Origin of the sequence: Rothia sp. CCM 9419 (assembly GCF_048512815.1) — a bacterium.
Classification (GTDB): Bacteria; Actinomycetota; Actinomycetes; order Actinomycetales; family Micrococcaceae; genus Rothia.
On sequence record NZ_JBLXXY010000002.1, the window covers coordinates 81,311 to 93,410 of the forward strand.

Sequence of the window (12,100 nt, forward strand, 5' to 3'; positions counted from 1 at the left end):
ATATTTTGCCGTATCTTGGCAAATAACGGCAGAAAATATTACTCATGCCAAAAAAATAGAGAATCTATAAGGCATCTTAGAGAACAGTTCTAGGGTAGGCTGTGAGATATACCTCCAGCAGGTGGAGAATAAGGCTCTGACGTCATAGAAATGTCTAGGGGCATGAGTTATAAGGAGAGACCTCATGAGTCAAGATTACTTACCCGGACCAGAAGAAAATGAGTACTGGTATAACTTGAGAACACAACAAGTACAACAAGGAAACCTCGGTTTAGGTACCGATTTGTGGGGACCTTACCCAAGTTATGAGGAAGCCTTACATGCTATGGAAAAAGCAAAACAACGTAACGAAGAATGGGACGAAAACAACGATTCTTGGTAGTACCCTCCAGCTTGAACTTAAAGTGTGAAAGGTATTCTGAGATTCTGCTGAGGTAAATACTCGATGATAGCGGTAGACTTTTATCTATGAGTTCTACACCTGCTTCTGAAGAAAACGCGCCCTATAACGCTCAAGAAACCACAACGCTTTCCCCTCGAGAAGAACCAACATCTCACACACCAAGCGTCTTCGATAACGTACGAAAAATTCGTACCGTCCACTTAAATGCGGCGAAAGCAGCTGGCGAAAAATTTGCGATGCTCACGTGCTACGATTACCTGACAGCACAAATTTTTGACGCCGCAGGAATCGAATTGCTCCTTGTCGGAGATTCAGCTTCAAATAATGTCCTCGGATATGAATCTACCTTAGCTATCACTGTTGATGAGATGATTCCACTTGTTGCTGCTGTATCTCGTGGAGCACAGCGCTCAATGGTTGTTGCAGACCTACCCTTCGGCTCATATCAGGCTTCCCCCGCTCAAGCAGTTGAGACTGCTAGCAGATTCATGAAAGAAGGCGGTGCGCACGCCATCAAAATGGAAGCAAGCTCCGCATACGCCGAACACGTGAAAGCAATAACACAAGCGGGTATCCCCGTGATGGCACATATTGGGTTCACCCCACAATCCGAGCACGCACTTGGCGGTTTCAGAATCCAAGGACGTGGCGATAGTCGAGAAAAAATTCTTCACGACGCACTCACCCTCACCGAAGCAGGAGCATTCTGCCTCCTCATGGAAATGGTGACAGAAGACGTTGCAGAAGCCGTCAACAAAGCAGTAGGAGACACCCCCACCATCGGTATCGGTGCAGGATCCTCAACGACAGGGCAAGTCCTCGTCTGGCAAGACGCATTTGGCCTACGCCAAGGAAAAATGGCGCGCTTTGTCAAACAATACGCACATATCGCTGAAGAACTAACTGACGCAGCAAAAACTTATCGACAAGAAGTTCGTGACGGCACATACCCCGGACCCGAACACATCTTCAAAAACTCATAACAAGAGGCGGAGTGTGAAGAAAGTATCACACCACCACCCACACCAAACGAAAGAACTCTACTCATTCTCTGGCATGACACCTCTCAAAGGCAGAGAAAAAACGAGAGAGCTTATACAGTGTAGACAGAAACCCCATACAGTCACCGACGACTGAAAACAACACGAGGAGTACCATGGACCGCCAACAAGAATTTGTTTTGCGAACTATCGAAGAACGCGATGTGCGATTTGTCCGAATGTGGTTTACCGACGTCGTCGGCACACTCAAATCAGTTGCACTCGCCCCCGCAGAAGTCGAAAGTGCCTTCGCTGAAGGACTCGGGTTTGACGGCTCATCTATCGAAGGGCTATCCCGTATCTACGAATCAGATATGCTCTTGCAACCTGACCCCGCAACATTCCAAATTCTTCCATGGCGTGGCGACGAAGAACCCACCTCCCGCATGTTCTGCGACCTGCTAACACCTGATGGGAAACCCAGCGCTGCAGACACCCGAGGCGTCCTCAAACGTACCCTCGAAAAAGCTGCAAGTATGGGTTTTACCTGCTACACCTCACCAGAAATTGAGTTCTACCTCCTCAAATCTAAAGAACTAGGCCCCAACGGATTCCCCATACCAGTAGACTCCGAATCCTATTTCGATCACACACCCGGAGGAGTCGTCCAAGACTTTCGTCGCAGAGCCGTGACCATGCTAGAAGAAGTCGGAATCTCCGTCGAGTTCTCTCACCACGAAGCTGGTCCCGGACAAAACGAAATCGACCTCCGTCATGCAGATGCACTACAAACTGCAGATAATATTATGAGTTTCCGCACCGTCATCAAAGAAGTTGCACTCTCCCAAAATATCTACGCAACATTTATGCCTAAACCCTTCACCGAACACCCCGGTTCTGGCATGCACACACACTTCTCACTCTTTGAAGGCGACACCAACGCCTTCTTCGAAGCCGGCGCAGAATACCAACTTTCACGTACTGCACGGCACTTTATTGCCGGTATCCTCAAACACGCACCAGAATTTACCTCTGTCACAAACCAATTCGTGAACTCTTATAAACGGCTTTGGGGCGGGGGAGAAGCACCCAGCTACGTATCGTGGGGACACAACAACCGCTCTGCACTCGTGCGTGTGCCACTCTATAAACCTAATAAAATGCAATCAGCGCGCATTGAATACCGTGGTATTGACTCCGCCGTCAACCCCTACCTTGCGTATGCTGTTATCCTCGGTGCCGGACTCAAAGGTATTGAAGGCGAATACGAACTTGGGCCAGCGGTAGTAGAAGACCTCCAAGCCATGAGCTCTGCAGAGCGCCGTGCAATGGGATACCACGCATTACCGTTCTCCCTACACGACGCCATCCATAAAACAGAAGAATCTGAATTTATGGCAGAAATACTGGGAGAACAGGTCTTTGAACAATTCCTACGGAACAAACGCACCGACTGGGAAGCATACCGTGCTGAGGTAACCCCATACGAACTGAAAAATAATCTAGGAATCCTCTAAAAAAATAGGGTAGAGCTAGCATCACCAGAAAACCACTCCCATGCTAGCTTTACCCTATTTTTCTCGCACTATCAGCAGTACCGGCATCCTCCTTTTAACAACGGGCAGGGAAAGGACACACCGTGCCACCGACACAACCGGCAACAGGAACACTGAGCATCGAAGAACTCGAACGCCGCGCACAACTTAGCCAAATGGTCGCCATCGGATTCTTTGATGCCCAAAAAAGTCTGCGTTGGCTTGACGCCCCCGAACTCAAAAACATTCACCGAGAAAAACTTTTTGAAGGACTACGCTACAGCCCCTCACCAGATAGTGCGCTCATAAGCCTCGTACGCCTACTCGAAAAAGCGCCACAACTAGAAAAAACCCTCAACGCAGAACAAACTCCTCTCGCAATATATCGACTCCTTGGAGCCTCCGAAGCACTTGGCGATTTTCTACTCCGACACCCAGAACATCTTGACGTCTTAACCTCCCCTCAAGAACACCTATTAGAAGAACCCTGCCCACCCACACTATTACCAGAGAAAGACCACGAACATCTCTGCCCACAAGCACCCCTAGACACCCAATACCGCCGTTCTATCCTCAACACCCTCGGCGCCAACCCCGAAGACGAAAACCCCACCGCAGAAAACTACGACAAAAACGCGTACATTACGCTTCGCACACTCTACCGGCGATACCTCTGCGAAATTGCTATCTGCGACCTCACCGCAGAAAACCCCCAAAAAATTATGCCTCTGGTAAGCCGAAAACTCGCCGACCTTGCATCTGCCGCCCTCGACGGAGCACTCGCTATTGCCCGCGCAGAAGCCAACAACAAATGGGGCACACACAACACACAACAAATACAACTAGCCATCATCGGTATGGGAAAATGCGGAGCCCGCGAACTCAACTACATCTCTGACGTCGACGTTATGTATGTTGTCGATACTAAGACCCTACCTGAATCCGAAACACCACTAACCGATGAACAAGTCTCACGAATCGCCTCAGAAATGGTTCAAACCATCTCAAAAGTTATCATGTCCCCAGCAAGCGAACCTGCCCTCTGGGAACTTGACCCAAACCTCAGACCCGAAGGAAAAGACGGAGCACTCGTCAGAACCATCAACTCCTACACCTCCTACTACCAACGATGGGCAGAAAACTGGGAATTTCAAGCACTCCTTAAAGCACGCCCCATAGCAGGCAACGCAGACCTCGGCTACCGATGGATGCAAAAAATTACCGGATTCATCTGGGAATCCTCAAATAGAGAAGGTTTCGTCTCCTCCGTACAAAAAATGCGCGCTCGCGTGACCGAAAATATTCCTGCACAGCATCGGGAACGCCAACTTAAACTTGGGCCTGGCGGGCTACGCGATATTGAATTTACCGTACAACTTTTGCAACTGGTCCACGGGCGTTTTACTCCCTCCGTGAGAACTCAAGCCACCACAGATTCTTTACAAGCATTAAGCAAAGCAAGCTTTATCGGGCGTGCTGACGCACAGAGTTTTGAAGAACATTATCAGAAGATTCGTCTGATGGAACACCGTCTGCAACTACGATACATGCGACGGACACACCTCATGCCTGAGAAAGATGAAGATATTCGGGTGCTGGCACGAGCTATCACTTCTCCTGAACATATCGGTGAGCAGACAGCACAAGGACTCATCAAAGACTGGACAAAAACTAAACGTGCCATTCGTTCTTTGCATGAGCGTCTTTTCTTCCGCCCTCTTCTGGCGGCTGTCTCACATTTATCTCAAAGTGAAGTCGCCTTAACCCCGGAAGAAGCGCAGGCTCGTCTTGGAGCTTTAGGCTATAAAGATACACGAACAGCGATGCGACATATCCAGGCGCTCACCCAAGGTATTAAACGTAGCGCTGAAATACAACGTACGTTGATGCCAGTGCTTTTAGGATGGTTCGCACAAGGTGTAGACCCTGACGCCGGATTATTAGGTTTCCGTCGATTATCAGAGTCTTTGGGCACAACACCTTGGTATCTGAGGATGCTCAGAGATTCTCCGGCGGCAGCTGAACGAGTCTGCCAGATTCTCTCGAGTTCACGTTTCATTGCGGATCTTCTAGAGGATGCACCAGAATCTATCGCGTGGCTAGATCATCAAGAAGATCTACTTCCACGTAGTGTGGAGGCTTTGCAAGAAGTTCTTCACAACAGCTTGATACGACATGAAGACACATCTGACGCAATTCGAAGTGTGCGGATGATTCGTCGCCGTGAAATTCTTCGTATTGCTATGGGCGAAGCCATCAATTTCTTGAACCTCGAACAGACCATGCAAGCGCTAACGACTATTGACCAAGTAACGGTCGAAGCGGCACTGAACATTGTTCTTCGCGAACGTTACACTCATACTCAACAAGAACCGAAAACTCAAGTGTGCATCATTGCGATGGGACGGCATGGCGGCTTTGAGATTGGGTACGGATCAGATGTGGATGTGATGTACGTTCATGAGCCATGTGAGGGGATTGATGAAAATGTTGCTGCCTCTGAAGCAACAGAGATTATTCATCGGATGGTACAGATCCTCAAACAGCCCTGTACACCACCTCTGCGAGCAGAAAAAATTCTTGATATTGATGCGAACCTTCGTCCTGAAGGTAAAACAGGGCCGATGGTTCGTTCTTTGGCATCGTTTAGAGAATATTACGAGCGTTGGGCGGATACATGGGAGTATCAGGCGTTGCTTCGTGCTCGTCCTTTTGCCGGTTCTCAGACACTTGGGCAGAAGTTTATGGAGTTGATTCGTCCGTATCGTTACCCTGCAACACTGACGGTGCAACAAATGATGGATATTCGACGTATCAAAGCCCGTGTTGAGAATGAGAGGATGCCTCAAGGCGCTGATAGAAACCGGCAACTCAAATTAGGCCGTGGTAGTTTATCTGACGTGGAATGGGTTATCCAACTGATACAGCTTTGCTGTGCATCTAAAATACCAGCTCTTCAAGTGACGGGAACTTTGCAAGCTCTGGAACAGGCAAGAATAGCTGGAGTTTTGAAAGACTCCGATGCAAATATTTTGGCTCAAGCCTGGAAACTAGCAACAAAGATTCGAGGATGTCAGGTGCTTCGAACGGGACGGTCTTCTGATGTGTTGACCAGTATGCGCACCGATTTAGAAGCAATCGCACGCTGGTGTGCTTACCCTGCAGGGCATACCCGTGAACTTGAAGAAGACTATTTACGGACGACGCGGCAAGCTCGACAAGTTTTTGAACGCCTTTTCTTCGATACTGATTTTCGCCAGCTCTAGAAGATTCCTCTTTTATGAGCTGTGTTTTTCAGCTTTAGATATTTGCTCTGTGAGGTCTTCTGGAGACAGGTTTGCTTGTGAGAACTCTGGGGTGAGTGGTAACTGTAGTTTGAGAGAGGTTCCCGGGCATATCTCTACGTGGGCTTCTTTGAGCTTAAAATCGACAACGTGCCCGCCTGCCTGATAGCTGTTTTCAATAAAGTGCGCGTGGCACCCAGGGACACCGATACCTTGCTCATAGATTGGTGTCCTAAAACCAACAATGGTTCCTTCACAATGGTCGAATTGGACAATATCTTCGTTCTCTGTTGCTTCTACCATCTTGGGGTACGGTTTGGATTGTTTAATGACGGTTCTGGTGCGAACCCATTCAAAAGAACCAACAATTTTGATGGCGTACATGTAGTTTTGTGAGACGGTGAAATCATCAAGTACCTGAGCTGCTGAACGTCTAAGAATGTTGTGTGGAAGGTCTCGTTTGATAACGGGGTTGAAATGAGTCACTACCGCAAAAGGTGTCTTTTGGTGCATTTGCGCAGGGCTGATAGAACCGTCGTGACGCATCTGGTAGCACTGCCCATCGAGGATAATCATCTCTCCGTCAAGCCCGTTAAACGTACCGATGCCAAAATCTCCGTGTGTGAGAAGTTCTTCAACTGTCATCTCTCCTTCGTAGACTCCGTCGAGTAATTGTGCCATGAGCCCAGTTTGAAATACTTCGTGAGGGCGCAATAAGGATTGAGGTGTTGTGATGTTCGAGGCGGATTCCATGTGCTGATTTAACTTTCTCAACGGGGGAGTAGAAATGAGGATATTGTTCTTTTTATTCTAGAGCAACTGAATTATGCGATGAATAGTGCTGTAAAAATACGAGAAAGGTCCTCCTCGAATAAAACGAGGAGGACCTTTCAATACTCATGCAATACGAGTGTTAGACACCGTAGTACATGGCGAATTCAAGTGGGTGAGGAACAAGAGAGAGAGGCTCAAGTTCTTGTGTTCGTTTGTACTCAATCCATGCGTTGATGAGGTCTTCGGTGAAGACATCTCCTTGGAGTAGGAACTCATGGTCTGCTTCAAGAGCTTCAAGTGCTTCAGCAAGACTTGCAGGAGCTTTCTTGATATCTTTAGCTTCTTCTGCAGGTAGCTCGTAGAGGTCCTTATCTACTGGAGCAGGTGGTTCAATACGGTTGCGGATACCGTCTAGACCTGCCATGAGCTGAGCAGCAAAAGCGAAGTATGGGTTACAGGAGGGGTCAGGGGCACGGAACTCGAGACGTTTCGCCTTAGGGTTGGTTCCGGTGATAGGGATACGGATACCGGCAGAACGGTTACCCTGTGAATACACCATGTTAACAGGTGCTTCATAGCCGGGGACTAGACGCTTATAGGAGTTGACGGTGGGGTTCGTGAAAGCAAGGACCGCTGAGGAATGCTCAATCAGACCGCCAATATACCAGCGTGCGGTGTCGGAGAGATTCGCGTAGCCGCGCTCATCGTAGAAGAGAGGTTCTCCGTTGTTCCATAGTGACTGGTGGCAGTGCATACCGGAACCGTTATCACCAAAAATTGGTTTAGGCATGAAAGTCACAGACTTACCGTATGCGTCAGCGGTATTTTTGACGACGTATTTGAATTTTAGAAGGTCGTCTGCTGCTTGGGTGAGGGTAGAGAACTTGTAGTTAATCTCTGCCTGTCCGGGTCCGCCTACTTCGTGGTGAGAGCGCTCTACTTCGAGCCCGACTTCGTCGAGTGCTACACAGATAGAGTCTCGAAGGTCTGCTTGTTTATCAACGGGGGATACGGGGAAATATCCACCTTTGGTGGGGGTTTTATTACCGAGGTTTCCGCCTTCTTCAACGCGTCCGGTGTTCCACTGCGCTTCGTCAGAGTCGACAGCGTAGAAGGAGCCTTGAGGCTGGACGTCGTATCGGACGTCTTCAAAGACAAAGAATTCTGCTTCAGATGCGAAGAACGCGGTGTCAGCAATACCTGTAGATTTGAGGTATTCTTCAGCGCGTTCAGCAACACCTCGAGGGTCACGGTGGTATGGTTCGCCGGTACGTGGGTTGACGATGGAGCAGGTGATGACCAGAGTTTTTTCAACGCGGAAAGGGTCTACGTAAGCAGAATTGACGTCGGGGATGAGCTGCATATCAGATTCTGCGATACCTTGGAACCCGCGGATAGAAGATCCGTCAAAGAGCTGTCCGTTGACGAAGAAATCGTCATCAATGGATTTAGCAGGAAGGTTGAAGTGCTGTTGCACGCCGGGCATATCACAGAAGCGGATGTCGACGAATACAACTTCTTCATCCTTGATGAAATCTAGAACTTCTTGTGCGCTGGTAAACATGGTCGGTTGTTCTCCTTAGATGAGTTTTGAGGCGACCGTAAAAATTTAGGTAATCCCCTGTGGTTGTTGTTAACCATATTCTGATATTTTTGCTCAGACGTATCTTTTATGTTTCGTGTTCGTAACATGAATGAGAGATGTAAGTCACCTCTAGGGTGTTCCTCTGACCATATGTGAAAAGTTAGATACTCTTAAACCGTGATGAAACGTGAAGATTTAGGATCATGGCTTAATGGCCCACCCACCGATCAAAAATACCCGGGCGAACATATGGGAAGACCTCAGCAAGGCCCTGGCTCTATCGCCCGTTTTGGACGAAGAATAATTGCTTTTTGTATCGACTGGTACTTGTGGTGGGCGGTGCTATACCTCTTGAACGTTCCACACCTACAAATATTCGTACTTCTTGTTGTTTGGGCATATCAAAGTATCACCATCGGCTTATACGGACATACCTTAGGGCATTTCTTATGCGGGATGCAGGTTCAAACAGTGGACGGTCATCCTGTAGGTCTTAAAAATGCTATCTTGCGTTCTACCTTAGTAATGCTCGTTCTTCCTGTCTTTATGATGGATGCAGATACTCGAGGCGTTCATGATAGAGTCCGCAATATGATTCTTGTACGTATCCGTTAATGTCTTCGAGAATATAGACATTAAATAAGGGTGGTTGGTGATGTACACATCACCAACCACCCTTAATTAATACTGGTCTTTTAGCGTCCGCGCATTGCCTGACGGTCAGGGCGCATACGGCTTGGATCAATACCCTTAGGAATGGGCAACATATTATTCTGCAATGAAGACAACCGATTATTAACGGCATGAACTTCTTGCTGGGTGAGCTGTTTAGGAAGCTTCTTCATCTGAGGAACAATTTTCTTCAGAGGAGTTTGTCCTTCACCGTTGCCAGAATGAATCACATGAACAGGAACGTTAGGAATCACTCGCTTAAGGCGTTTCTTCTCCTGATTAATAAGTGAAGAAACACGAGCTGGGGAACCTTCAGCGACCAAAACAATGCCAGGGCGACCAAGCGCACGGAATACAACGTCTTGGGTGCGAGGGTTAATAGCTACTGGCTGTTGTTCTACAATCCATCCTCGACGTAGAGAATTTAATGCTGCACCAGAGGCACCGGTCTGACCTTCAATCTGACCGAAGGCAGCTTTTTCTGCTTTTCGAGACAGAACCATAACAGCAACGAGAAGAGCAAAAGGAATACCGATAATAGTCCAAGTAATCCAGTTTTTCAGGAGGATGCCGATGAGGACAAAGGCAATAAGAACAGCTGCTGCCCAGAAGAAAAGAATCCAGCCAATACGAGGCTCAGAGGTGCGTGTCATAGCATAGACCTGCTTCATCTGAGCAAACATGCCAGGACCTTTATTCTTTTTCTTCTTTTCTTGTTGTGCGCGCTTTTCGTCGCGTGATGAAGTCACTGTGCGTCCTTCGCTTAAGGTGATGTGCTGGGGCACCCAACCACGCAGGCTGAGAGCGTACAAATATTTATTCTATATGACGTATCGGCTAAGACGACGTTGGAAAAAGAAAATATGCAGAGCAAAACGTGCCACTGACATAAGTTTTCTCTTAGTATCCTGCAGCTACTAGAGCAGAAGCCTCTTGCATTGCTCCGCCGTCGTCATCAATGTGAGCGAGTTCAGGAGGAATAGGGTAACCGTGATGTTTCATAGCACGTGCCCAGAGTCGTCCTGCACGGTAAGATGAACGAACCATAGGCCCTGCCATAACTCCAGCGAAACCGATTTCTTCTGCCATGGCAGAGTATTTGAGGAACTCTTGGGGTTTGACCCAACGATCAATGGGGTGGAAGAGCGGACCTGGTCGTAGGTATTGTGTCAAGGTAATAGTGTCGCACCCATAATCGTAGAGGTCGCAAAGGGCTTCGTAGATTTCTTCTTCGGTTTCGCCCATTCCAAGAATGAGGTTCGATTTGGTGATGAGTCCGGCTTCTTTACCCTGTTGAATCACTTCAAGGGATCGTTCATAGCGGAATGCTGGGCGAATCTTTCGGAAAATTCGTGGAACAGTCTCGAGGTTATGGGCAAAGACTTCTGGTTTAGCGTCGATGACTTGCTGTACGTCTTCTGGTGTGCCTTTAAAGTCAGGGATAAGGATTTCGACGCCTGTTCCCGGTGATACTTTATGAATCTGTCGGATGGTTTCTGCATAGAGCCATGCGCCACCATCGGGTAAGTCGTCTCGTGCAACACCGGTTACGGTGGTGTAACGTAGCCCCATTTTTTTAACGGATAGCGCAACTTTAATTGGTTCAGTACGGTCTAAAGCTACAGGTTTTCCGGTGGCAATTTGGCAGAAATCGCAGCGGCGAGTGCATTCTGAACCGCCGATGAGGTATGTTGCTTCGCGGTCTTCCCAACATTCGTAAATGTTAGGGCAGCCGGCTTCTTCGCAGACCGTATGCAAACCAGAGCCACGAGCGAGGTTAATCATGTCTTTATAGGCAGGACCAACTTTAGCTTTAGTTTTAATCCAGTGAGGTTTTTTCTCGATGGGGACTTCAGCGTTACGTGCTTCCACGCGCAATAGCTTGCGGCCCTCGGTAGCTACGCTCATCTTTAGTGCTCCTTTTTCTTCCAATGACCTGATGAAATTCTAATGCCATATGGGTCATTCATTAATAATTTATTGCGTGTGTGATGCAATGAAGTCTGTGATGTTTATTGTGCTCGCGGTTCAAAAGACTCGGCTAATTGGTCGCTATACCGTAAAAGCTCAGTTTCAAGAGAGTCTAATAATTCTTCAGGGGTAAAGCGTCTGCCAAGTTGTTCGCTAATGCTCGTCACTCCAGCATCGCTAATTCCACAGGGAATAAACTGGCTAAACGGCGCTAAATCGTTGCAACAGTTAATAGCGAAGCCATGCATCGTAGTATTTTTTGCGACGCGTATACCAATAGCAGCAATTTTTCGGTCTGGTGTGTTGCCTTCTCCGAGAACCCACACACCAGAGCGCCCTTGAACTCTTTGCCCCTGTATCCCTAGTTGTGCAAGAACATTAATCATGATGTCTTCACAGACACGAACATAACGCACCACATCAAGGGGCTCAGGCAGACGTACGATAGGGTAGCCGACTAATTGCCCTGGGCCGTGCCAGGTGAGCTTTCCACCTCTATCAATAGGGACTACTGGCGTGCTGGTATCTGCTGCGGGATATTCGTGTGCTTCGGTCCGTTTGCCAGCTGTGATAACAGGTTGGTGTTCTAATAACAACACCGTATTTTGTTGTTCATAAGCGGAGACTTTATCGTGAATGCGCTGTTGTAAAGAAAGCGCTTCAACATAGTCTACGTAATCGGGGGCAAAACCAACCCGCTTAATCTCTAAGCTCATATCTTCTACAGTATCCTTGTTTTTCTCTGTTCGGAAACTCCTCAAACGTGAGATTCGTCCGAGACCAGACAAAGGATAACCTAATTTTTTGGATAAATATGACAGAAATATTTCTCGAATAACATCTCTGTCCACAGCCTTATGACTAGTCGAAACGCTCTTTTGTGGATACCTGATGCC

Annotated in this window: 10 protein-coding genes; 5 read left to right on the forward strand and 5 right to left on the reverse strand. The window is 47.9% G+C overall.

All coding sequences use genetic code 11. The annotated features are described in order from the left end of the window. Positions 1-184 precede the first annotated feature (184 nt). The 4 genes from ACN08W_RS02340 to ACN08W_RS02355 all read left to right on the forward strand — a co-directional run bounded on the left by ACN08W_RS02340 (position 185) and on the right by ACN08W_RS02355 (position 6,184). Positions 185-382 (forward strand): SPOR domain-containing protein, encoded by a 198-nt coding sequence (locus tag ACN08W_RS02340; protein ID WP_419108705.1) that lies wholly within the window; start codon positions 185-187, stop codon positions 380-382. Positions 383-468: 86 nt separating this feature from the next. After that, positions 469-1,386: a 3-methyl-2-oxobutanoate hydroxymethyltransferase gene (gene panB / locus ACN08W_RS02345; protein ID WP_419103027.1), complete on the forward strand. Its 918-nt coding sequence runs from the start codon at positions 469-471 to the stop codon at positions 1,384-1,386. Positions 1,387-1,559: 173 nt separating this feature from the next. Continuing rightward, on the forward strand, positions 1,560-2,900 hold the full coding sequence (glnA, locus tag ACN08W_RS02350; protein ID WP_419103028.1) for a type I glutamate--ammonia ligase: 1,341 nt from the start codon (positions 1,560-1,562) through the stop codon (positions 2,898-2,900). 122 nt (positions 2,901-3,022) lie between these two features. Then, positions 3,023-6,184, forward strand: coding sequence for a bifunctional [glutamine synthetase] adenylyltransferase/[glutamine synthetase]-adenylyl-L-tyrosine phosphorylase (locus ACN08W_RS02355; protein ID WP_419108706.1), 3,162 nt, complete (start codon positions 3,023-3,025; stop codon positions 6,182-6,184). A gap of 12 nt (positions 6,185-6,196) precedes the next feature. Here ACN08W_RS02355 and budA read toward each other — a convergent pair whose 3' ends face one another. Together budA and glnA (ACN08W_RS02365) are read right to left on the reverse strand one after the other, a co-directional pair. Beyond that, positions 6,197-6,955: an acetolactate decarboxylase gene (budA, locus tag ACN08W_RS02360; RefSeq protein ID WP_419108707.1), complete on the reverse strand. Its 759-nt coding sequence runs from the start codon at positions 6,953-6,955 to the stop codon at positions 6,197-6,199. Positions 6,956-7,115: 160 nt separating this feature from the next. Next, positions 7,116-8,540: a type I glutamate--ammonia ligase gene (gene glnA, locus ACN08W_RS02365; RefSeq protein WP_419103031.1), complete on the reverse strand. Its 1,425-nt coding sequence runs from the start codon at positions 8,538-8,540 to the stop codon at positions 7,116-7,118. Positions 8,541-8,741: 201 nt separating this feature from the next. On the opposite strand from glnA (ACN08W_RS02365), the gene ACN08W_RS02370 reads away from it, so the two are divergent. Beyond that, positions 8,742-9,176, forward strand: a complete 435-nt coding sequence (locus tag ACN08W_RS02370) for an RDD family protein (protein WP_419103097.1) — start codon at positions 8,742-8,744, stop codon at positions 9,174-9,176. Positions 9,177-9,256: 80 nt separating this feature from the next. Here the strand turns inward: ACN08W_RS02370 and ACN08W_RS02375 are convergent, their stop codons facing one another. From ACN08W_RS02375 to lipB, 3 genes are all read right to left on the reverse strand, one after another. After that, positions 9,257-9,982, reverse strand: coding sequence for a DUF4191 domain-containing protein (locus ACN08W_RS02375; RefSeq protein ID WP_419103032.1), 726 nt, complete (start codon positions 9,980-9,982; stop codon positions 9,257-9,259). A 151-nt stretch (positions 9,983-10,133) separates the two neighbouring features. Next, a complete protein-coding gene (gene lipA / locus ACN08W_RS02380) occupies positions 10,134-11,141 on the reverse strand; it encodes a lipoyl synthase (protein ID WP_419108708.1) in 1,008 nt (335 codons plus the stop codon). A 104-nt stretch (positions 11,142-11,245) separates the two neighbouring features. Continuing rightward, on the reverse strand, positions 11,246-11,920 hold the full coding sequence (gene lipB / locus ACN08W_RS02385) for a lipoyl(octanoyl) transferase LipB (protein ID WP_419108709.1): 675 nt from the start codon (positions 11,918-11,920) through the stop codon (positions 11,246-11,248). Positions 11,921-12,100: the final 180 nt, after the last annotated feature.

Coding starts and splice junctions, on each gene's coding strand:
- ACN08W_RS02340 (WP_419108705.1), top strand. CDS start 185: ATGAGTCAAGATTACTTACCCGGACCAGAAGAAAATGAGTACTGGTAT.
- panB (WP_419103027.1), top strand. CDS start 469: ATGAGTTCTACACCTGCTTCTGAAGAAAACGCGCCCTATAACGCTCAA.
- glnA (WP_419103028.1), top strand. CDS start 1,560: ATGGACCGCCAACAAGAATTTGTTTTGCGAACTATCGAAGAACGCGAT.
- budA (WP_419108707.1), bottom strand. CDS start 6,955: ATGGAATCCGCCTCGAACATCACAACACCTCAATCCTTATTGCGCCCT.
- glnA (WP_419103031.1), bottom strand. CDS start 8,540: ATGTTTACCAGCGCACAAGAAGTTCTAGATTTCATCAAGGATGAAGAA.
- ACN08W_RS02370 (WP_419103097.1), top strand. CDS start 8,742: ATGAAACGTGAAGATTTAGGATCATGGCTTAATGGCCCACCCACCGAT.
- lipA (WP_419108708.1), bottom strand. CDS start 11,141: ATGAGCGTAGCTACCGAGGGCCGCAAGCTATTGCGCGTGGAAGCACGT.
- lipB (WP_419108709.1), bottom strand. CDS start 11,920: ATGAGCTTAGAGATTAAGCGGGTTGGTTTTGCCCCCGATTACGTAGAC.